A 21,242-nucleotide genomic window follows, 5' to 3' on the forward strand; every position below is an offset into this window, starting at 1 on the left:
GATTATCCCGTCCCCCATGACCCCAATGTCCTCTTCTACCCTCGACCAACTTCGCGCCCAGTTTGACAATGCGCCCTATCCCCGGATTCCGCTCGACCAATCACCCGTGGCGGACTATGACATGCAGTTTGTACACAGCATGGTCACGCCCTACTATCTGCGCTATCGGCGGGCAGTGGATACCGTAGGCAAGGTGATTCTGGACGCGGGCTGCGGGACGGGCTACAAGGCGCATCTGCTGGCGATCGCCAATCCCGGTGCCACGATCATCGGCGTTGACCTGTCGGAAGCGTCGGTCAAGCTGGCGCGGCAGCGGCTCGATTATCACCAGATTCCCAACACCGAGTTCTATACGCTGCTGATTGAAGACTTGCCCAGCCTGGGGATGCACTTTGACTACATCAACTGCGACGAGACACTCTATCTGGTGCCCGACCCGCTGGCAGCATTACAGGCCATGACCAGCGTTCTCAAGCCCGACGGCATCCTGCGGGTCAACCTGCACAGTGCGCTCCAGCGCCATGCGTTTTATCGAGCGCAGGAACTCTTTCGGGCGATCGGGCTGATGAAGCCGGAAACCTCCCAGAGCGAAGCCGTGCAGGTGGTGATCAACACGATGAAAGCCCTAAAGCCAGACGTAGTGCTAAAGCAGCACGCCTGGAAGCCTGAATACGAACGGCCCGAAAGCGACGGCAGCATTTTGGCGAATCATCTGCTGGTGGGTGACAAAGGCTTCACGATTCCCGACGTGTTTGACCTGCTGGGCGCGGCTAATCTGGAATTTCTCAGCATGGTGAACTGGCGACACTGGCAAGTGCCCGACCTGTTTAAGGACGGCGACGACCTGCCCGCGCTATGGGGCATGAGCCTGATGGCCGCCGATCCGCCAGCGCAATTACGCATGTATGAACTGCTACATCCGGTCAATCGCCTGATGGATTTTTGGTGTGTGCGGGCGGATGCTGACCCACCGGGGATTCCTGTCGATGCCTGGGACGATGAAGCATGGCGGTGGGCCCAGGTTCACCTGCATCCAGTTTTGCGGGCTGCGCCGATCCGAGAAGCGGCGATCGCCCAGATTGAAACCACCCAGCCCTTCGAGCTAACCCGCTACATCGACCTGCCCGCAATGGGACCCGTTTTGCTGACGGCCCTAGAAACCGCCTGCCTGCTGCCCCTCTGGGACGGCCCTCAGACCGTGGCGGCTCTAGCCCAGCGCTGGCAACAGATCCAGCCCACAGACTGGGCAACGCTGGAGCCACTCAGTGAGAACACGGCATTTGCCAGGGTACAAAACTTGTTGAACCGACTTGATGCGTTTTTATACGTACTCACTGAGTTAGATTCTTGACACTACAAGGCTTTCAGCTTCTCAGAAAATCCCAGAAAATTTTTGAGACCGCTGATATGAAATTGACACAAGCTGGGCAAATTAACACCAGGAGTTAGAAACCCAGTATCCCGCAACCTCAAGGAGACTCTACCCTATGAAGACTGAACTGAAAGCGAAGTTTTTGCAGCACCTGATCGATAAGAAAAAGGGCGAAGAAGGCTTCACGCTGATTGAATTGCTGGTGGTGATCATCATCATCGGTATCCTGTCTGCAATCGCGCTGCCCTCCTTCCTGAACCAAGCCAACAAGGCTCGCCAGTCTGAGGCTCAAACCTACGTTGGTTCTATCAACCGCGGTCAGCAAGCCTACTTCCTGGAGAAGAACACCTTTGGTGCGCTCAGCAACCTGGAACTGGGCATCAGCAACACCAAGAACTACACCTACGCCTCTGTTGGCTCGGGTGCAGGGACTTCTGCTGTAGCGACCACCACCGCCACCCCGACCGCAACGCTGAAGGGCTACGCTGGCAAGGTGTGGATTGCGAATGCCTCTGACGGTAGCGCCACCACTCTGGCGCTGCTGTGCGAAGGTGGCATTGGTAGCGTCCCCACGATCTCAGGTACCGTCTGCCCGTAGGACTTGGATGTAAGCCGGACTGCGATGGAGAGGAGTCAGCCTTAGCGCTGTTTTTCTCTCAACTTGCAACTGGTGCTACGTTCTCTTTTTATAGAAGGCTGTTGGGAGAAGCTCCTGACAGCCTTTTGTTTTAGAGTGCGTTTGTTTTAGAGTGCGTCAGAGTGCGCCAGCGTTTCGATTTTCGCTTGGGGATTGGGTAACCTGATCGAACAGAGATTCAACATTGCGATCGCTCTCTAAATCCCTGCAAGTTCGCATCTGCCCCAGTTTTTTTCCTTGCAAGACACCCCCGATTCCTATGACAGAGCTGACTTTGAGTTCCGAGCCTGTGTCTGATAGCGCCGCCCCCGTTGATCCCAGGCTGCAAGAGGCGATCGCCCTGTTTCAGGCTGAGCGCTATGATGCAGCCGCCGTGGCGCTGGAGCAACTGATCGAGGAAAACGCTGCAATTCCCTCGGCTGTCTGGCATTTGGGTTTGGTGCGGCTGTTGCAAAAACAGGAAGAAGAAGCGCAACTGCTTTGGACAATGATGATGTCTGAGGCAGCGCCAGACCGGCTTGAACCTTGGACGACAGAGCTATCGAACCTCCTGCACACCGAGGCCCTGCGCCAGCAGCGAAAAGGGCGGGCCCAGTCGGCTTGGCTGATTCGCCGTCACCTGCGGGAAGTCAATCCAGCAGACTGGCAAAATGCGCTGCACCTGGTGGAACTTGAGCTAGAGCTAAAGCAGTTCCAGGCAAACAGTCTGGAGGAGTTGGGCTTAATTGAGTGGCTCCGGACAGAGCAGCCCGCCGCCGCAGAGATGGAGCATCTGTCTACCCTCGTCAAGCAACTGCTGGAAACCATCCCCTACGAAAATGCTGTGATTGCCTTGGTGCAGGCATTTATTCCACAAGTGGAGCAGCCAGCCGACTGGATCGATCCGCTGCTGGACGCAGCCTACAACATTTCTTCCAAGATCATTAACTACAGTCGCGCCATTCCCTATGCAGAACTGTGCCATCAAATTGATCCATACCATTCCGCCACGCTGCTGCGACTGAGCGCCTATTACCAGGACAGTGAGCAATACGACAAAGGAATTGACTTTGCGGAGCGGTTTTTGGCGGGCACCCAAACAACGATACAGCGCTGGATGGGGACTGCCATGCTGCTGCGGGGGCTGATGATTCGCGGTGGACAGTGGGAACGAGTGACGGCGACGCTGCAAGAAATTACAGCGCTCGCAGAGCAATTTCTTGCGGAGTATGAGATAAAGGACGACCAGCTTTTAGATGCCTCGATCTTGACTGCGTCAATGTACTTTTACCCGTATGTCAGCGATTCACCTAGAGAGACACGATCGCTCCAAAATCGAGTCGCCAAGCTTTATCAGGACGACCTCACGGCATCTATTAAACAGAAAAGTGACCTTTACATTCCCTATCCCCAAGCGCCCTTAGTGCGGAGTGTAGAGCGCAAAAAGCTGCGGGTGGGCTATATCTCGCGCTGTATGCGGGCGCACTCGGTCGGCTGGCTGAGCCGCTGGCTGCTGCATCATCACGACCATGACCGCTTCGAGATTCACGTCCTGTTTAATCAGCAAATCGAACCAGGGGCCTTTGGGCGCGAGTGGTTTGCCAGCAAAGCCGATAGCGCTTACGCCATCGAAGGCGACATTCTGGGCATTGCCAAGACCATCCGCGAGGACGAAATCGATATTCTGGTCGATTTGGATAGCATTACGTCTGATTTGAACATGGGCGTGCTGGCGCTGAAGCCTGCGCCCGTGCAGGTGACGTGGCTGGGGCTGGATGCGTCGGGTCTACCGGCGGTGGATTACTTCATTGCCGATTCCTACGTGGTGCCCGACGAGGCCGACGAATACTATGCCGAGACCATCTGGCGTTTGCCGCAGACATATTTGGCGGTGGACGGCTTTGAGGTGGGCGTGCCCACACTGCGGCGCGACGACTTGGGCATTCCCAGCGATGCCGTTATTTACCTGAGCGCTCAGATTGCCTACAAGCGCCATCCCGAAACGGTGCGGCGGCAGATGCAAATCATCCGCGAGGTGCCCAATAGCTACTTTTTGATCAAAGGTGCAGGGGATTCGGAGTCGGTGCGGGCGCTGTTTTTGCAGATCGCCGAAGAAGAGGGCGTAGCGGGCGATCGCCTCCGTTTCCTCAGCCGCGACAAGACGGAGCTAGACCACCGGGCCAATCTGGCGATCGCCGATGTGGTACTCGACACGTTTCCCTACAACGGCGCAACAACCACGATGGAAACGCTGTGGATGGGCATTCCAATGGTGACGCAGGTGGGCAAGCAGTTTGCCAGCCGCAACAGCTACGGCATGATGATGAACGCAGGCATTACCGAAGGCATCGCCCATACGCCGGAAGAGTATGTGGAATGGGGCGTGCGACTGGGCAAGGATGCGAAATTGCGCGAAGAGATTCAAGCCAAATTGCGGCGATCGCGCCAAACCTCGCCGTTGTGGAATGCCCGCCAGTTTACCCGCGAAATGGAACGCGCCTACGAGCAGATGTGGGAGCGATATCTGCAAAGCTGAGGGAAGAGGAAAGAAGGAAGAGGGAAGAGGGAAGAAGGAAGCGAAGACGGAAGAGCGAAGAGCGAAGAGCAAGAACGAAGAACGAAGAACGAAGAACGAAGAACGAAGAACGAAGAACGAAGAACGAAGAGCGAAGAACGAAGAACGAAGAGCGAAGAGCGAAAATCTAAAATCTAAAATCGAGATTCCGTTGTTGGGAGAATTCACGAACAGCAGCACCAATACCCCCGGAATCCCCGGCTCCCTGCTATATAAGAACCAGAGCATCATGCAAGGTTGGCTTATGGGAATTCGACGGCTGGGGCGCTGGAGTTTGGTTCTGTTGTGTAGCGTTGTGCTGTGGTTGGGGTGGGCGTTGCCTGCGATCGCCCTGATTCATCCCTATCCGGAGGGTGGGGGGCAGGTGATGGTGCGATCGCTCCAAACGCTGCGAGACGAGTCGGATCATGCGTGGCAGGCGGTGCTGTTTAAGCGAGTGCGAGATGGACAGGTCGTAGATTTTCGGCTGCGGCTGGTGGGTTATCCAGGGGCGACCTACTTGGCCCATGCCGAGCCTCTGACCATTTTCGCCGGGTATAGCGAATCCTGGACTGCGCCCGATGTCTTTGGCACATCTCGGCTGAATGATGATTTGGCGGGAAATATCGGCGAGTACGATTTTCGAGACACAATGTTACGCTTGCAAACCGACATGCCCCTGCGGTTGGCGCTACCGTTAGAAGAGGGGCGATCGCTCGAATTGACGATTCCTCCCTTTGCCGTCCGCGAATGGCGACAACTCCTCGACTGGCAGGATGAGAGTTAGTTCAAGACTGAAACTCCAGCCTAGAATGCGGGTCGCGACCCCTAACACCTGATTCCTTAGTGCCGTTTCTTCCGATTCTTTCCCATGCCCCTCCCCCGCTGGCTTCGACTCCCGCGCCGCTACGCCATCCCGCTGGCCGTGGTGGGAGGTTTGCTGCTGCTCGATTTGCTGCGGCTGCTAGTTGCAGAGGGGCTGTGGTTTCAGCGGGTGGCGCATCTGCGGGTGTTTTGGCTGCGGCTGGGTGTGCAGGGAGGGCTGGGGCTGCTGGGGTTTGGGCTGAGCCTGGTATTTCTGTGGGGAAATTTGGCGATCGCCCATCGACATTCTGATCCGCACCTGAACCTGACCCCAATTCCCCGGTTTGGGGGGCTGCGGCTGCGGCCGCTGGCGGTGCTGGTGTCGGGCATTAGCCTGTGGATGAGTGCGGCACTGGCCTATCACGCGGGCGTGGCAATTAGCCACTGGCGGCCGGCCCTCAGCGTCTATACACCTGCCGTTCAAGTCCCCGTGCGATTTCGAGCCGAAACGCTGGGGCAACTGCTCAGCCAGAGCCTCCAGCAGCCGTGGCTCGCGCTGATTATTCTGGGGCTGGCGGGGGGGCTGCTGGTGTATCCGCGAGTGCTGCTGTGGGGCTGGGCGCTGCTCACCAGTCTGGGTTTTGGGCTGGTGCTGTCGGAATATTGGGCCAAACTGCTGCTCGCCGCTTCGCCCACGCCCTTTGACCGAGCCGATCCGCTGTTTGGGCAAGACATTAGCTTTTATGTGTTCCGGCTGCCTGCGCTGGAGTTGCTGTCCTATTGGGCAATGGGGCTGACGCTGCTGGGGTTGCTGTCGGTGGTGCTGGTCTACTTGCTGGCAGGCGACAGCCTCAGTGAGGGAAGGTTTCTGGGCTGGTCGCTGCCGCAGTTGCGCCATCTCTGCGGGCTGGGTGGGGTGCTGATGCTGGCGATCGCCCTGGCCCACTGGCTCAATCGCTACGGGCTGCTGTATTCCACCAGTGGCGTGGCCTACGGGGCCGGCTTTACGAATGTCCATGTGCGACTGCCGATTCACAGCATTTTGGCGGTGGCGGCGCTGGTGTTGGGGGTGATTTTGCTGTGGCAGGCGATCGCCTCTCATCGCTGGCGGGCGGTTCCGGCGGTGTCGGCTGCGCCGCTCCGGGGGGCGGCGGCCAGTCTGCCGAATCGGGGCTTTGTTTCTCGAACCGCAGCGACACCAGGGTTGCCCCCGTCCGCTTCGCAGTCTCGCGGTCGCGTCCCATCGGCTCCGGCAAATTCTGCTCTATCGCTCCGGGGCTGGCGATCGCGCGAAGAGCGAATTGCGGAATATGCTCAGTGGTCAGGATCTGCCGTTGATTTGCCGCTGCGCTCTGGGCCGGGGGCAGCGGAAACTGTGGCGCTGCTGCCGCGTCGAGTGCCGCCGCTGTTTTGGGGACCGATGCTGCATTTGGCTGTTGCGGCGATCGCCACCACGCTGATTCCCTTCGTGGTGCAAAGCTTTGTTGTGCAGCCCAATGAACTGGCGCTGGAAACGCCTTATATTCAACGCACCATCGCTCTGACGCGCGATGCGTTCAACTTGGAAGTCATTCAAGACGACATCTTTGATCCCCAGACCGACCTGACGCGGGCAGATTTGCAAGCAAACGACCTCACCATTGACAACATCCGCCTGTGGGATTCGCGCCCCCTGCTAGAGACGAATCGCCAGCTTCAGCGCATCCGCCCCTACTACGAATTTCCCGATGCCGATCTTGACCGCTACCAGCTTCCGACCACCCAGGGCACGATTGGCCTACGGCAAGTTCTAATCGCGGCTCGCGAACTGGACTATAGCGGCGTGCCTGCCGATGCCCAAACCTGGGTGAACCAGCACCTCATTTACACCCACGGCTATGGCTTTACAGTCAGCCCGGTGAACACCGCTGATGAGGGTGGACTCCCCGTTTACTTCATTGAGGGCGTGGAGCAGATTGTCAATGACCCGCGGATTTTAGACTTGCTGCCCACCGACAATCCCCGCATTTACTTCGGTGAATTGACCAATAACTTTGTGCTGACGCGCACCCGCGCCCTGGAGTTGGACTATCCCAGCGGCGGCGAAAACGTGTATAACACCTACAGCGGCAGCGGGGGAATTCCCATCGGGTCTTACTGGCGGCGGCTGCTGTTTGCGCGGCACTTAAACGACTGGCGGATGCTGTTTAGCGACCAGTTGACCAGCGAATCGCAGTTGCTCTATCGCCGCAATATCGTCAAGCGGGTGCAGGCGATCGCCCCTTTCCTGCGGTTTGACCACGACCCCTATCCTGTGGCGGTGGAGCTAGATGGGAAAACTAGCAATTCTGACTCGCCGCCCAGTTCGCTCTACTGGATTATCGATGCTTACACGACGAGCGATCGCTACCCCTATTCCGACCCGCGCAACAACGATTTCAACTACATTCGCAACTCGGTCAAAATTGTGGTCGATGCCTACAACGGCAGCGTCACTTTTTACATTGCCGATCCCAGCGACCCGATGATTCAATCCTGGAGTCGTCTGCTGCCCCAGATGTTCCGTCCGTTCGACTCGATGCCCCCTGCTCTCCGCAGTCACATTCGCTATCCGCAGGACTATTATCAGGTGCAGTCGAATCAGCTCATGACCTACCACATGACTGATCCGCAAATTTTCTATAACCGCGAAGACGAGTGGCGTGAACCCAACGAAATCTATGCCAACGAGTCGCAAATCGTCGCGCCTTACTACCTGATTACCAAGCTGCCCATCGCCGATACTGAAGAATTTGTCCTGCTGCGCCTGTTCACGCCCTCCCAGCGCACAAACCTGATTGGCTGGCTGGCGGCTCGCTCCGATGGCGAAAACTATGGCAAGGTGCTACTCTATCGCTTCCCCAAGCAGCGGCTGATCTTTGGCCCAGAGCAAATCGAAGCCCGCATTAACCAAGATCCGCTGATTTCTCAGCAGATTTCGCTGTGGAATCGGCAGGGTTCGCAGGCGATTCAGGGGAATCTCCTGGTGATTCCCGTCGAGGACTCGCTGCTCTACGTCGAGCCGCTGTACCTCCAGGCAGATCAAAACCGTCTGCCCACCCTCACAAGGGTCATCGTCGCCTATGGAAACCGCATCGTTATGGCGGAAACGCTCCGGCAGGCCCTTGATGCCATCTTTGCGGATGTCTCGGTCGATAGCACCCCTACCAACAGCCCGGTTGAAGCGAATCCCGAAGCGCCCCCGGACGGGCCGATCGTGCGCCCACTGCCGGAGACGGCCGGGGAGCCTGTGCTGGAGTAATGGGGGATTGGGCTGAGGGAATGGGGCAGCGTGATAGAGCGATGAGTAGAGAGGGCGATGATGAGATGATGGGATGAGGTAACGTATCCCCAATCTCTAACCTCCTTCAACCTCTCCTGCAATGCGCTATTGGCTGATGAAATCGGAACCGGATGTGTATGGTATCGAAGACCTGGAGCGCGATCGCCAGACGATTTGGGATGGCGTACGAAATTATCAGGCGCGAAATTTCTTGCGATCAATGGCGGTGGGCGATCGCGCGTTTTTCTATCACTCCAACGCCACGCCGCCGGGAATTGTGGGGCTGATGCAGGTGTCGCAGCCAGACATCGTAGACCCGACGCAGTTTGACCCCAAAAGCAAGTATTACGATGCCAAATCGCCGCAGGACAATCCCCGCTGGCGCACGGTGCAGGTCGAGTTTGTGGAGCAGTTTCCTCAGATAGTGACGCTGGAACAACTGCGGCAAACCTTTTCGTCAGAGGAACTGCTGGTGGTGCGCCAGGGCAATCGCCTATCGGTGATGCCGGTAGACGAGGCGGTTGCCCAGAAAATTTTGAAGCTGGCGAAAGGCTGAGGATTGGAGTTAGGAGAGGCGGATGTCTCGAAACAAACGCAGGGCTGCGAGGCGGGGTAGATTGGTGAGCTTGGGGCTGCTGCTGTGGCTGGGGCTGCTGGCTCCCGCCTGGGCAGAGGCGCGTCTGGAGAAAATTCAGCGGACGGGCGTGCTGAGGGCGGGGGTTCGCACGGATGCTGCACCGTTTGGCACGCTGGATGAGTCGGGCGAACCGATGGGATATCCGGTTGACCTGCTGCGGCGAATGCAGGCAGATTTGTCTCGCAGCTTGGGGCGGACGATTCAGCTAGAACTGGTGCCTACGACGGCAGCAGAGCAGTTTGCCCAGGTTAGCCGGGGCGCATTGGACATAGCCTGTGGCACAAGCAGCATTACCCTCAGCCGCGGGTCGATGGTGGATTTTTCGGCGGGCTATTTTGTCACGGGGACGCAGTTTTTGCTGGCGCGGGGGCAGGGGCTTTCGGGCAATCGGCTGCGAGTTGGCGGCGTATCGGGCACAACTAACGCAGAGTTAATTCGCAGGCGGCTGCCGCTGGCGCGAATTGTGCCCGTGGGCGATCGCGCTGAGGGGCTGTCTTTGCTGCAACAGGGACGGATTGATGCGCTGGCTAGCGACGGCATCTTGCTGGAGGGATTGCGGCGATCGCTACCCGATGCCGATGCTTACGAAGTCATTCCGCCGCAACCCTTTAGCCGAGAGGTCTATGGCTGTCTGCTGCCCAAACAAGATCTGCCGTTTCGCGCCCAGGTCAATCAAAGCCTAACCCGCTTTATGGAAGGCGTGCTATCTGGAGAAACAGCAGCAACGCAGTTGTTTGAGCGCTGGTTTGGGCCGCAGGGAATCGTTCCGTGGGACACTTCGGACACCGTCGCCCACTTTCGGCAGGTGGTTGAGCAAGCCGGACTACCGGGCCCAATAGATTAAGTATTTTTCAGCCGCCGCAAAGAATCCGTAGAGCGCAGTCCCCATAATTGCCAACACCATCAGGCCGGCGAATCCTAGCGGCACGTCGAAGTTGGAACTGGCGGTGACGATGAGATAGCCGATGCCCTTGTTAGAGGCAACGGTTTCCGAAATCACGGCACCCACAAACGCTAGCGAAATCGCCACCTTCAGCGAGGCAAAAATGTAGGGCATGACATGGGGAAAGCCGATTTTTTGAAAGATCTCGAACTGGGATGCGCCGAGCGATCGCATCACGTCTTTCATCTCCGGTTCCACCGTGTCCAGTCCTAGCGCCACGTTGACCGCAATCGGGAAGAACGCCAGGAGGAACGCCGTGAGGATAGCCGGAATTGTGCCAATGCCAAACCACAGCGCAAATAGCGGAACAAGCGCCACCTTGGGAATGGTATTGAACCCAACTAGCAGTGGGTACAGCACAATGTACGCCAGCCGCGAATAGCCAATTACAAAACCGAGGATAATACCTGCCACAATCGCTAGCAAGAATCCTGCCAGAGTTGTGAACAGCGTTTGCATCGAATTTTCCCATAAAGCTGAACTACGGGCGATCGCCGATTGCAAAATCGCAGACGGTGCAGGCAGATTATAGTTAGGAATATTGAGCAACCGCACAATCAGCTCCCAAAGCACAAACAGAAGCACGGTTGCTACCACAGGAAATATAATGCTGGCAGACTTGGTACGAGAGAATTTTTCAAGGCGATCGAGCGTATTCATGATAGCCAGAAGAATGGTAAAAGCAAAAGGCGCGGATGCAAAGCGGAATATAAGCGGAATAATAAAAATCAACGCTGTGCTAGTTGCGATGGATATGGCGGCGCAGGTCAGCCACAATGTGGTTGAAGTCGTCCGATAGCATCATGTCTGGCGTGGTGGGGCGCGGCAGAGACACGTCTACCTTATAGATAATCGAGCTAGGTCGTGGCCCCATGACATACACCGTATCAGACAAAAACACTGCTTCTCGCAGGTCGTGGGTAATCAAAATGCAGGTGCAGCGATTGTGCATCCATAGCTCTTGCAGCATTACCCACATCTCTTCACGAGTAAAGGCATCCAGCGCCCCAAACGGCTCATCCAGCAGCAATATTTCGGGCTTATGAATCAGCGCCCGACATAGCGAAGCCCGCTGGCGCATTCCGCCCGACAACTGCCAGGGATACTGCTTTGCAAAGTCCTTCAGCCCCACCGTAGCCAGTAGTTCTTCGGCAGCACGGGCATGAATCGCCTTACGGCTAGGATTGCGAATTTCTTGCTTATACGGCTCCACGACTTCCAGCGGCAGCATCACGTTTGCCAGCGTATTGCGCCAGGGCATTAGCACTGGGTTTTGAAAGGCAATGCCAACGTTTTTCAGCGGTTGGGTAATCTTTTTTCCGCGAAATCGGATTTCTCCCAGGGGCGCAGGCGACAGACCCGACACCATCCGCAGAATCGACGTTTTGCCGCAACCGCTCGGCCCAACAAACGACACGAATTCGCCCTCGGCAATGTTCAGCGAAATCTCGTCGATGATGCGTCGCGGACTGCCATCGACCTGGTATTCCAGACCAATGCGGTCGAACTCCAGGATGACAGGCTTATCAGTTTTTGCAGCACTGTCGATTGCTTCGGATTGAACCATGATGAGAAAACCCTTGACCCATTCAAGATGCCCTCCATTTGGACAGCTAAGCAGGAGGGGATTCTGTAGTTTTTGACACAAAACCTGGTCATAAAGGCAAAGAGTTTTTAAGGCAGCGATTTTGACAAGGTTCTTAATGAATTTTCAAAAGTTGGCGATCGCAAATTGTAGTCTGAGTCACGTTTCGCTGCTTCAGATGTGTATACAGTACACTCTACGCTGAACCAAGCTAAGCCAATTGCACGACTCTTTTCCTGTCTTTCGAGTGGTCTCGTTTGTTGTTGAAGTTTGCGTGGTTGGTTTTGTGCTGTTTCGCCTGCTGTTGCTCAAATGCCTTGCTGGAATGGCTGACTGAGATAGTTGGCCGGTGTAGGCATGTGTGCTTGACTTTCATGCTTAACTTCTGTGCTTCGTGCCGGGGTTTAGCAGCACAGGAGCATTTGATTGAGGCAGGTTCAGCGGTTCTGGGGACACCCTGAAGGAAATAGCTTGAAACATTGCCTGGTGCAGATCAATTCTCAAAGCGCACTATGAAACTTAATTGGCTGTCTCGATTTCTCTCCATTGCTTTGGTTGCTTCCCCCATGCTGCTGAGCAGTTGCCAAACGCCTACTCCAGAGGCGACTGCTCCAGAGGCATCGCCAGCGGCAACGACGGCTTCTTCCCCAACGGCTCCGTCCGAACTGCGGACGATCAAGGTCAACCCCTCCTGGCTGCTACAAGGAGACAATGCGCCGATTACGCTGGCCAGCGAGAGGGGCTACTTTGCAGAGGAAGGGCTGAACGTGGTGATTGAGCGGGGCTATGGCTCTGCGAAGACCATCACCGATGTTGCAGCAGGGACGGTGGAGATTGGTTTTGGCGATATGTACTCGATGATCGAGTTCAACGCGAAGAATCCGAATGATCCGGTGGTGGCGGTGGCGGTGCCCTATAACCGTTCTCCGTTTGCGATCGCCACATTGTCTGCCAACGGCATCGCTGATCCCAAAGCCCTCCAGGGCAAGAAACTGGGCGCACCCGCCGGAGATGCGCCGCGTAAGCTGTGGCCGGTCTTTGCAGAGCAGGTGGGTATTCCTGCCGATTCGGTGGAATGGATCACCATGGAGCCGAAGTTGCGGGAAACGTTTCTGGTTAAGGGCGATGTCGATGCTGTCAGCGGATTTTCAACCAGCATCCTGCCTGCGCTCTCCAAAGCAGGCAAGCAGGAGTCTGACTTGACGATGTTCTACTATAACGACTTTGGGCTGGATCTCTACGGCAATGCCATCGTGGTCAAAAAGTCTTTTCTGGAGCAGAACCCCGACGTGGTGCGGGGCTTCTTGCGGGCCTATTTCCGGGGAATGCAGGACGTGATCAAAGATCCGGCTGCGGGACTGGCATCGGTGATGAAGGCGGGCGATTCCCTAATGGAAGAGGCCTCGGAAAAGCAGCGGTTGAAGATTGCCCTGGAGCGGCTGTGGGTTACTCCGGAGACTGAGGCGAATGGTCTGGGCGGCATTGAGCCATCCCGCTTTGAGAAAACAATCGCCCAAGTTGCCGAGGTCTTTGAGGTCACGCCGCCGCCGATTAGCGACGTGTTTGACGATAGCTTCCTGCCGCCTGCGTCGGAGCGGGGCTTGCCTCCTGCGGGCGATCGCCAACCGCTGAACTAGGGCAGTGTCGTGGTTTAGTTTTAGGGTGATGCCTTGGCTCGTAGTAAGCGCTTCAGCGCTAAGCACATCTTCACCGGGGCGAAAGTCAATCAGCGTGTGATGCCTTGGCTCGTAGTAAGCGCTTCAGCGCTAAAGCGCTTGCTACCAACCTCAGTTCTAGCTGTGACACAGCACTAGGCCAGTTGGCTCAGCGCCCGTGCTTTGCTTGATGTTTCGTTTCTAGATTTAATGTCTCCTAGAGATTGCGGGGGATGAGAGCAATGCTTTCATCCCTTTTTTGTGACTTGTCTCCATTCTCCGAAGTAGAGTTACGAATAAAACTGCCGGAAACTCCGCAGACGCTTGACGAAGCATCCCAAATCCAAAATCTAAAATCCCAAATCCCAAATCCAAAATCGAAGAATCGCGACTATCGGGCGGCCAGCACAGGAGACTGCACAGCCGTTTCCAAAAGCCCCTCAATTCCAGACACGACGTAAATCGGTGTTTTCAGCCGTTTCTCCAGGTCTGCCACTGTCGTATCGTCCAAAAACCGCGTGTCGCCATGCTTCAGCATCAGCGACGGCAGCAGCACGCCATCTCCCAGATCCCGCCCGGCCAGCGCCAACGCCAGGTCGTGTCCCGTTAGTAGCCCTGTCACCGTGATTGCCTGCCCCCAATAGTCGCTTCGCAGCGCCACCATCTCCACGGTCAGTCCATCTACCTCGTTTAACCGCTTCAAAATCGGCTGAAAGGCTCGCTCGACGGCATTGCCCACCACCCACACCCAGCGGCGCGGCGGACTCACAGATTTGGGTAATCGACGGGCGGCTGTTTTGAATTGCTTCAGGAATTGACGAATCGACCCCACGCCGTTGCCAATCTGCGGATAGTCTTCGTAGTGGGATTCGGGCGGCAGGTCTTGTCCTGCAATCAGAAACCACTCATCTGCTAGCCACACGACGTTAGAGCCAAATTTAGCGCGAAACTCTGTCTGGAGCGCCTGCACTTGAGCGATCGCCCGACGAGCGTGTTCCGGTGTGACTGGAATTAATTCATCTTCGGCCGGGCGAAAGCGGGTCAGCCCGACGGGGACGACCGCAGCGGAGGCAACAGCGGGAATATCCCCTGTGTGGAACGAAGCCAGATCTCGCAGCGTCTGCTCCAGATGCACGCCGTCGTTGATGCCCGGACACACAACGACCTGAGCATGAATTTGCAGCCGATTTTTCTGGAACCAGCGCAGTTGGTCGAGAATTTGACCCGCTCGGTGATTTTTTAGCAGGCGAATGCGAACTTCCGGTTCCGTCGCGTGAACCGAGACATAAAGCGGCGACAGGCGCAGTTGGGCGATGCGATCCCACTCGCGCTGGGGCAGGTTGGTCAGCGTCAGGTAGCTGCCATAGAGAAAGCTGAGGCGATAGTCATCGTCTTTGAGGTAGAGGGTTTGCCGCATTCCGGGCGGCTGCTGGTCGATAAAACAAAAGGGGCAGCGGTTGTTGCACTGGATCAATCCGTCAAACAGTGCCGACTCAAACTCCAGCCCCAGGTCTTCGTCGTAGTCTTTTTCAATCTCAATCTGGTGCGTCTTGCCCGTAGCGTCCAGCACTTCTAGCTCCAGCACCTCATCGGCGCAGAGGAACTGGTAGTCGATCAGGTCGCGGGGAGCCTGTCCGTTGATCGACACGAGGCGATCGCCCTCCTCAAATCCAATTTCTGCGGCGATCGAGTCGGGCAGCACGCGGGTAATCAGGGCAGGCTTGATGGCAGCGTCGCTCATGGCAGGTTGAGAGAAGGAAGGGTGGCGTGCAGGGGGGGGGTGGCAGATCAACCCCGTCTTTGATCATTCCATGATCCCTTTTATCCCATCATCCCCTGATCGCACCATTCTCTGCCGCTCCCTTTGATTCACGCCCCTATTCTCGAATCAGCCCTGCTACCAGCGAGAGCAAAATCGTGGCCCCAAAGGCGAGGCGATACCAGACGAAGACCCAGGTGCTTTTGCGCTGGAGATAGCGCAGCAGCCAGGCGATCGCCAAGTAGGAAAAAATAAAGGTGGAAATAATCCCTACCAGCAGCGGCAGCAGCCGATCGACGTTGTCAAAGGCTTTGGTGGACTGATAGAGCGTGGCGATCGCCAGGGTAGGAATTCCCAGCAGAAACGAGAAGCGAGCCGCAGTCGGTCGCTGTAGCCCCAAAAACATGCCCGTCGTCAGGGTGGAGCCAGAGCGAGACACACCGGGCACCAGCGCCAGCGTTTGCCCCAATCCCACCAGCAGCCCGTCCAAAATCGATAAATTATCGAACCCGCGCTTGCGGCTGCCAATTTTCTCGGCCAAGCCCAACAGCAAAGACATCACAATCGACACCACCGCAATCACAAGCGCACTTTCGGGAATGGCATCGCGAAACAGGTAGCCAAACACCAGTGCCGGAATCGTGCCCACAGCGATCCCCACCAGAATCTTCCACTCCTCGCGCTGCCAGTCCTTTTGCTGGAGGGCAGTCCACGCGCCGCCGAGAATCTGGCGAATGTCTTGCCAGAAGTACATCAACACAGCAATCACGCTGCCAAACTGGATTGCGTCTACGAAATACTTTTCGCCTACGGCCGACCAGCCCAAGATTTTTGTAAAAATCAGCAGATGCGCGGTGCTGCTGATGGGCAAAAATTCTGTGATCCCCTGCACCAGCCCCAGCACAATGGCCTGGAAGGTACTGGTCAACAGACCCGGCTCCGCAGCGGCATCTGGAGCAGCAGATTGGGCGATCGCCAGCGGGGGCCAGCCCTGTACAATGCCTGCGACTCCTTCTTGCATCCCTTGAGAAACACCTGAGACTGTTGCAAAGGGTCCACCCTGTGGGAACACACGCCAAGCTGAAAGCAGAGGCAGGTTGATCAACTCCATGCGCTTAATCTCTAAAACTCCACCACATCTTAGCCGAGTCAAGCGCGATTCCTCGGCTTCCAGTCCCCTTGCTTGGTAAACAGGCTGTAAATCTCAGTAAATCCTTTATAAAGTCCTGGATAGAATCCTGCACGAAGTGCCAGCACTAGGGCCGTGATCGCGAGGGCTAAATCCTGGCTAAACCCAATAATCTGCCTCAACTAACCCTCTGTCTACATCGCTCCAAGGCTTTCCTCAATGTGTTAAATAACGTAAACTAAATGAAAAGCATTAAGAATCGTTGGTATTAAAGTTGGTTTCCATTACACCGCGCGATCGCTCTCTTTACCTCACCGAGTCCATCGTTGAATCTACTGCCGACTCAGCCGCTGAATCAGCGATTCTGCCGGTTCGTTTGCCGTTCGTGCCTTCGGGTCTGCCTGCTGCCCTCCCCAGCGATCTTGCCGCAGAACCTCAAGCAGCGGAGCGTCAAGCCGACTACACGACTCATCTCGCAGTTTTTTCGGCATCTGTCTTCTTAGTCTCGGTTCCGGTGTTTTTTCAGGCACCGCTGGTGCAGTTATTTCCCTGGCTGAGCCTGGGGATGACACTGCTCTGGGTTGGACTGGGGCGATCGCTCTTGCGCCAGCCGACCACGAAACTTTGGGGTGACTTGCTGATTGGCTTTGCCTGGACCTGGCTTGCCGGTTCAATTTATTGGGGCTGGCTGCGCTGGGAGCCGTTTTATCATCTCCCCGTCGAGGCGCTGGGTCTGCCATTCATCTTGCCTGGCCTCCATAGGGCAAAACATAAAATAGGGCGCTGGTTCTACCTGGGGTCGCTGCTGGGAACCGCAATTACGGATCTGTATTTCTACCTGGTCGATCTGGTTCCCTATTGGCGACAATTAATGCAGTCAGACACAAGTGCCGCCGGAACAGTCCTCCAGGCAGCCCTTCATCAGATGTATACGCCCTGGGGTGGTGGCTTCGCGCTGCTGCTGGTGGGGCTGCTGGTGATGCTGGGGTTCGCGCCTTTACGGTTGCGATCACTCCACGGGTGGAGCTTTGGAGGAGCCATTTTGAGCACTCTCTTGGTAGATGGCTTATTCTGGTTAGCGGCGACTGCTGCCTGACTGAGGATATGATTTGAGTATCCTGGGCTAACTTAGTAGTGTGGCTTTGGTAGCATTGCTAGGGTCGCATGGTTGAGTTGCAGGAGTGAGTTAGCTGATTGTCGTTGCAGTCTATGGGCGCAAATGCTGGATATTGCGAAGTTTCCAGGTAAGTGGATGTTCTAAATTGCAACGCATCGTTGGCAGAGTGCTGCAAGCCTCTCTAAACCTCTTTTAGAGATCTGAGGGTTTGTTGACATGGTGCAAACGGGCTAAGACCACTGGCGGTTCTCACTCAGGGTGATTTAGAGCTTCGATGGAGCCTCTACAGAGCATCTGCAAGGTTGTTTCTGGAGCGCCTCTGGCTCGGCTGGCCCTTCGCTGACACAGCGTGCCAGACTTACCAGGATGCATCTCTTCGGGAAAGATTTAGCGGTTTCTCATCTTTGTCAGTGACTGCCCAACCCATTCCCCATCTGATATTACGAACCGACTCTGGCAATCGTTACCTCTCACTTACGAACAACAACTGTTGGACGATTGGACGAGGAGACGATAACAATTTTGTGCTGCCCGATCGCTGGATTTCGCGCAACCATGCCATGCTGCAACGCATGGAGACGGGTGAGTTTTACCTGATCGATTTGGGCAGCCGCAACGGCTCGTTTGTGAACGGTCGGCGGGTGAGCGTGCCAGTGACGCTCCACAATGGCGATCGCCTCACCTTTGGGCAGACCGAGCTAGAGTTCTACTCTCCCGAACTGTCGCATCTCCACGATTCCTCGGTCGGCATCGATTCACAAGAATTCACCGCTACTGCCACCCTCCACGTCCGGCGGCTCATCTCGGTGCTGGTCGTCGATATTCGCGACTTTACGGTGATGACGCGCCAGCTAGACGAAAAAATTCTCTCAGAGGCGATCGGCACCTGGTTTCGCTGCGCGGGCGACATCATTCGCGAATACGGAAGCTGGGTCGATAAATATATCGGCGACGCGATTATGGCAGTCTGGATTCACGGGGCGCAGGGCATTACGCCCGACGAGATGGTGCGTATTGCTCGCGCCCTCAGCGCTCTGCACAAAATGACCAGCCGCCTGCATGAGCGTTATCCGCTGCCGTTTCCACTGCGGGTGGGCGCAGGGTTAAACACGGGCTATGCGATGGTGGGCAACACGGGTACGGGCGATCGCCCCGACTACACCGCCCTAGGCGATACAGTGAATGCCGCCTTCCGACTGGAATCGTCTACCAAGCAAATCGGTATGGACGTGGCCCTGGGTGAAACAACGTATCAATACCTGGCCGGGGCGATCGCTAACCCCAATTTGTTTAAGCAATACACCGTTAGTCTCAAGGGCTACGACACGCCGACCGTCACCTATGCTGGCTCTTTCACCGACCTGGATACGTTTTTGAAGCTGAGCAGCAAGATCTAGGGCGATACTCCCCCCAAAGTGGTAGTCTCTAATTATGAGGCTGTTAAAGCTGTGTTGTTGAGAGTTATGAAGTAGCTCTCATCGGCTGCTGATTTGGAGAACTTTGGAGAACTGTAGTTGGAAGGGATTCGACTGATGAAGCGACTGGTTGGCGTGTTGATGATTCTGGGTCTAATGCTCACCTCTTGGGGGTGGCTGGGTTCGCCTCAGACGGCGATCGCGGCCTCGCTCAGCCCCCTGTCCTTCAATCCATCGCCCGTGCTGGCAGAACAGCAATTCCGCAATGCGATGGATGACAAGCTAGCGACCGACTTTGGCAAAAAAATTGACTTGAATAACACCAACGTCCGGGCGTTCATGCAGTATCCTGGCATGTACCCGACTCTGGCCCGCATGATCCTCAAGAATGCCCCGTTTGAAAGCGTGGAAGACGTGCTGAAAATGCCCGGGCTGACCGAAGCACAAAAGGAAATTTTGAAAAACAACTTCAGCAACTTTGCGGTTAGCCCGCCGCTCGATGCGCTCGTAGAAGGGGGCGATCGCTTTAACAACGGCATTTACCGCTAGGCAGACCGCAGTTGTCCTCGTCGTCTTCTTTTTCTCGCCAGTTTGATGTCTTAGTCGTTGGCGCGGGAGCAGCCGGACTTTACACGTCGCTGTGTTTACCGACCCACTTTCGCGTTGGACTAATCACCAAAGACGAGTTGCTCACCTCGGCTAGTGAATGGGCCCAAGGCGGCATTGCTGCGCCAATGGCAGCAGATGACTCGCCAGAACTACACATCGAAGACACGCTGCGGGCAGGCGCAGGGCTGTGCGATCGCCAAGCTGTGACCCTCATGGTGCAACAGGCTCCCGACTGTATCCGGGATCTGTTGGCGATGGGGGTTTTGTTCGATCGGCATGGGGCTGACCTGGCCATGACGCTGGAGGCGGCCCACTCGCGACGGCGGGTGCTACACGCGGCAGACACCACCGGACGGGCCGTGGTGTCTATCCTGGCAGAACAGGTGCTTCAGCGCCCAAACATCCACGTCATGAGCCAGGGCTTTGCGCTCGACCTGTGGCTAACAGAGACGGGCGATCGCTGCTTGGGCGTAGTAGCGATGGTCGAGGGGCAACTCTGTCGGCTAGCGGCTGGAGCCGTTGTCTTGGCGACAGGAGGGGGTGGCCAGGTCTTTGCCCAAACCACCAACCCTGCTCTCAGCACGGGCGACGGCGTGGCCATGGCCTGGCGGGGCGGCGCAGTGCTGCGGGATTTAGAATTTGTCCAGTTTCACCCCACGGCGCTCACAAAACCGGGTGCGCCGAGATTTTTGGTCAGCGAAGCTGTGCGCGGCGAAGGGGCACACCTGGTCGATGACGAAGGGCGGCGATTTGCCTTTGACTATCACCCTGAGGGCGAATTGGCTCCGCGAGACGTGGTAAGCCGCGCAATCTTCAGCTATCTACAGAGTCGTCATCCCGATCCGGCACATGGGCATGTCTGGCTAGATCTGCGCCCGATTCCGCCTGAAACCATTCAGCGACGCTTTCCCAACATTGTGCAGGTTTGTCGGCAGTGGGGAGTGGATGTGTTTCAAGCACCCGTGCCCGTTGCGCCAGCAGCTCATTACTGGATGGGAGGCGTGCTGACCGACCTCCACAGCCAGACCTCGATTGCGGGGCTGTATGCCGTCGGGGAAACGTCCAGCACGGGGGTACACGGCGCAAATCGCCTGGCCAGCAACTCACTCTTGGAGTGCCTGGTGTTTGGGGCGCAACTCCGGCATGTCGCACTGCCTGAAAATTGGCCAGCGGCGATCGCCCCCAATATCCCCAATGACCCCAATGACCCCAATGACCCCAATATCTCCAACATCAAAGAGTTAGGAAATTCGCCGAGCCTGCCTCCCAGCAGCGCCATTGCCAACTGGGAGTCTCAAAAATTAGCGATTCAAACCATTCGCCAAAACCTACCGCCACTGGTCTGGCAAGCAGCAGGCATCTGTCGAGAGCAGCAGTCGCTTGAACGGGCGATCGCCCAAATTCAAGAATGGCGGCTTCAGTTTGCCGCTTTGCCGCTAAGTCAGTTTCTCAACCGCTGCCCTCTGCATCTGGAGGCCCCTGTTTCTCTCGATAAACTGGGGCTGACTCCCCCTCAGATGAGAGCCTGGGGAGAAACGCGCAATCTCCTAGATGTAGCCTACCTATTGGTAAAAAGTGCTGCCTTCCGAACCGAGAGCCGGGGCGGACACTATCGCTCAGACTATCCATACCCGAACAACACGGACTGGCAAGCCCACACGCTAATCCAATCTGAACGGTGGTGGAAGTCGTCAGTTGAGCCTTGACCCTATGGGACTTAACCCTAACAAGACAAATAGGGTGCCC

16 protein-coding genes are annotated in these 21,242 nt (G+C 56.4%); 12 read left to right on the forward strand and 4 right to left on the reverse strand.

The annotated features are described in order from the left end of the window. Positions 1-25 precede the first annotated feature (25 nt). From IGS16_RS09805 to IGS16_RS09835, 7 genes are all read left to right on the forward strand, one after another. A complete protein-coding gene (locus IGS16_RS09805) occupies positions 26-1,351 on the forward strand; it encodes a class I SAM-dependent methyltransferase (protein ID WP_297085191.1) in 1,326 nt (441 codons plus the stop codon). Positions 1,352-1,487: 136 nt separating this feature from the next. Next, positions 1,488-1,970, forward strand: a complete 483-nt coding sequence (locus IGS16_RS09810; protein ID WP_297085192.1) for a type IV pilin-like G/H family protein — start codon at positions 1,488-1,490, stop codon at positions 1,968-1,970. A 298-nt stretch (positions 1,971-2,268) separates the two neighbouring features. Further along, positions 2,269-4,524 carry an O-linked N-acetylglucosamine transferase, SPINDLY family protein gene (locus IGS16_RS09815; RefSeq protein WP_297085193.1) on the forward strand — a complete coding sequence of 752 codons (2,256 nt, stop codon included), beginning with the start codon at positions 2,269-2,271 and terminating at the stop codon, positions 4,522-4,524. A gap of 268 nt (positions 4,525-4,792) precedes the next feature. Next, on the forward strand, positions 4,793-5,329 hold the full coding sequence (locus IGS16_RS09820; protein WP_297085194.1) for a DUF3122 domain-containing protein: 537 nt from the start codon (positions 4,793-4,795) through the stop codon (positions 5,327-5,329). An 84-nt stretch (positions 5,330-5,413) separates the two neighbouring features. Next, complete coding sequence (locus IGS16_RS09825) at positions 5,414-8,626, forward strand: UPF0182 family protein (RefSeq protein ID WP_297085195.1); 3,213 nt, start codon at positions 5,414-5,416, stop codon at positions 8,624-8,626. A 121-nt stretch (positions 8,627-8,747) separates the two neighbouring features. Further along, positions 8,748-9,203 carry an EVE domain-containing protein gene (locus IGS16_RS09830; protein WP_297085196.1) on the forward strand — a complete coding sequence of 152 codons (456 nt, stop codon included), beginning with the start codon at positions 8,748-8,750 and terminating at the stop codon, positions 9,201-9,203. 22 nt (positions 9,204-9,225) lie between these two features. After that, the gene (locus tag IGS16_RS09835) at positions 9,226-10,128 is read left to right on the forward strand and encodes an amino acid ABC transporter substrate-binding protein (RefSeq protein WP_297085197.1); all 903 of its coding nucleotides are present in this window, start codon (positions 9,226-9,228) and stop codon (positions 10,126-10,128) included. Here IGS16_RS09835 and IGS16_RS09840 read toward each other — a convergent pair. Continuing rightward, on the reverse strand, positions 10,108-10,887 hold the full coding sequence (locus IGS16_RS09840; RefSeq protein ID WP_297085198.1) for an ABC transporter permease: 780 nt from the start codon (positions 10,885-10,887) through the stop codon (positions 10,108-10,110). The two genes, IGS16_RS09835 and IGS16_RS09840, sit on opposite strands and share 21 nt — an antisense overlap. A 79-nt stretch (positions 10,888-10,966) precedes the next feature. Continuing rightward, complete coding sequence (locus IGS16_RS09845; RefSeq protein WP_297085199.1) at positions 10,967-11,794, reverse strand: ABC transporter ATP-binding protein; 828 nt, start codon at positions 11,792-11,794, stop codon at positions 10,967-10,969. A 530-nt stretch (positions 11,795-12,324) separates the two neighbouring features. Between IGS16_RS09845 and IGS16_RS09850 the strand changes: the two genes are divergently transcribed. Then, positions 12,325-13,449, forward strand: coding sequence for an ABC transporter substrate-binding protein (locus IGS16_RS09850; RefSeq protein WP_297085200.1), 1,125 nt, complete (start codon positions 12,325-12,327; stop codon positions 13,447-13,449). A 409-nt stretch (positions 13,450-13,858) separates the two neighbouring features. Here IGS16_RS09850 and IGS16_RS09855 read toward each other — a convergent pair whose 3' ends face one another. Next, positions 13,859-15,208: a TIGR03279 family radical SAM protein gene (locus IGS16_RS09855; RefSeq protein ID WP_297085201.1), complete on the reverse strand. Its 1,350-nt coding sequence runs from the start codon at positions 15,206-15,208 to the stop codon at positions 13,859-13,861. A 136-nt stretch (positions 15,209-15,344) separates the two neighbouring features. Next, positions 15,345-16,247, reverse strand: coding sequence for an undecaprenyl-diphosphate phosphatase (locus tag IGS16_RS09860; protein ID WP_297085202.1), 903 nt, complete (start codon positions 16,245-16,247; stop codon positions 15,345-15,347). A gap of 382 nt (positions 16,248-16,629) precedes the next feature. Here IGS16_RS09860 and IGS16_RS09865 point away from each other — a divergent pair, with 382 nt between their 5' ends. The 4 genes from IGS16_RS09865 to nadB all read left to right on the forward strand — a co-directional run bounded on the left by IGS16_RS09865 (position 16,630) and on the right by nadB (position 21,202). Then, entirely contained in the window at positions 16,630-17,451 is an 822-nt protein-coding gene (locus tag IGS16_RS09865; RefSeq protein WP_297085203.1) for a DUF3120 domain-containing protein, read from the forward strand. Between the two features lie 431 nt (positions 17,452-17,882). Then, entirely contained in the window at positions 17,883-18,869 is a 987-nt protein-coding gene (locus IGS16_RS09870) for an adenylate/guanylate cyclase domain-containing protein (RefSeq protein ID WP_367185767.1), read from the forward strand. Positions 18,870-19,004: 135 nt separating this feature from the next. After that, complete coding sequence (gene psbU, locus IGS16_RS09875) at positions 19,005-19,436, forward strand: photosystem II complex extrinsic protein PsbU (RefSeq protein WP_297085204.1); 432 nt, start codon at positions 19,005-19,007, stop codon at positions 19,434-19,436. 11 nt (positions 19,437-19,447) lie between these two features. Continuing rightward, positions 19,448-21,202, forward strand: coding sequence for an L-aspartate oxidase (nadB, locus tag IGS16_RS09880; RefSeq protein WP_297085205.1), 1,755 nt, complete (start codon positions 19,448-19,450; stop codon positions 21,200-21,202). Positions 21,203-21,242 lie beyond the last annotated feature (40 nt).

It is taken from the genome of Thermoleptolyngbya sp. C42_A2020_037, from assembly GCF_015272455.1.
Taxonomy (GTDB): domain Bacteria; phylum Cyanobacteriota; class Cyanobacteriia; order Elainellales; family Elainellaceae; genus Thermoleptolyngbya.

Excerpts from the sequence above, each read along its gene's own strand:
- IGS16_RS09845 (WP_297085199.1), bottom strand. The coding sequence starts at position 11,794 with ATGGTTCAATCCGAAGCAATCGACAGTGCTGCAAAAACTGATAAGCCT.
- IGS16_RS09860 (WP_297085202.1), bottom strand. The coding sequence starts at position 16,247 with ATGCAAGAAGGAGTCGCAGGCATTGTACAGGGCTGGCCCCCGCTGGCG.
- IGS16_RS09830 (WP_297085196.1), top strand. The coding sequence starts at position 8,748 with ATGCGCTATTGGCTGATGAAATCGGAACCGGATGTGTATGGTATCGAA.
- IGS16_RS09840 (WP_297085198.1), bottom strand. The coding sequence starts at position 10,887 with ATGAATACGCTCGATCGCCTTGAAAAATTCTCTCGTACCAAGTCTGCC.
- IGS16_RS09825 (WP_297085195.1), top strand. The coding sequence starts at position 5,414 with ATGCCCCTCCCCCGCTGGCTTCGACTCCCGCGCCGCTACGCCATCCCG.
- IGS16_RS09815 (WP_297085193.1), top strand. The coding sequence starts at position 2,269 with ATGACAGAGCTGACTTTGAGTTCCGAGCCTGTGTCTGATAGCGCCGCC.
- IGS16_RS09810 (WP_297085192.1), top strand. The coding sequence starts at position 1,488 with ATGAAGACTGAACTGAAAGCGAAGTTTTTGCAGCACCTGATCGATAAG.
- psbU (WP_297085204.1), top strand. The coding sequence starts at position 19,005 with ATGAAGCGACTGGTTGGCGTGTTGATGATTCTGGGTCTAATGCTCACC.
- IGS16_RS09855 (WP_297085201.1), bottom strand. The coding sequence starts at position 15,208 with ATGAGCGACGCTGCCATCAAGCCTGCCCTGATTACCCGCGTGCTGCCC.
- IGS16_RS09850 (WP_297085200.1), top strand. The coding sequence starts at position 12,325 with ATGAAACTTAATTGGCTGTCTCGATTTCTCTCCATTGCTTTGGTTGCT.
- IGS16_RS09820 (WP_297085194.1), top strand. The coding sequence starts at position 4,793 with ATGCAAGGTTGGCTTATGGGAATTCGACGGCTGGGGCGCTGGAGTTTG.
- IGS16_RS09805 (WP_297085191.1), top strand. The coding sequence starts at position 26 with ATGTCCTCTTCTACCCTCGACCAACTTCGCGCCCAGTTTGACAATGCG.
- IGS16_RS09835 (WP_297085197.1), top strand. The coding sequence starts at position 9,226 with ATGTCTCGAAACAAACGCAGGGCTGCGAGGCGGGGTAGATTGGTGAGC.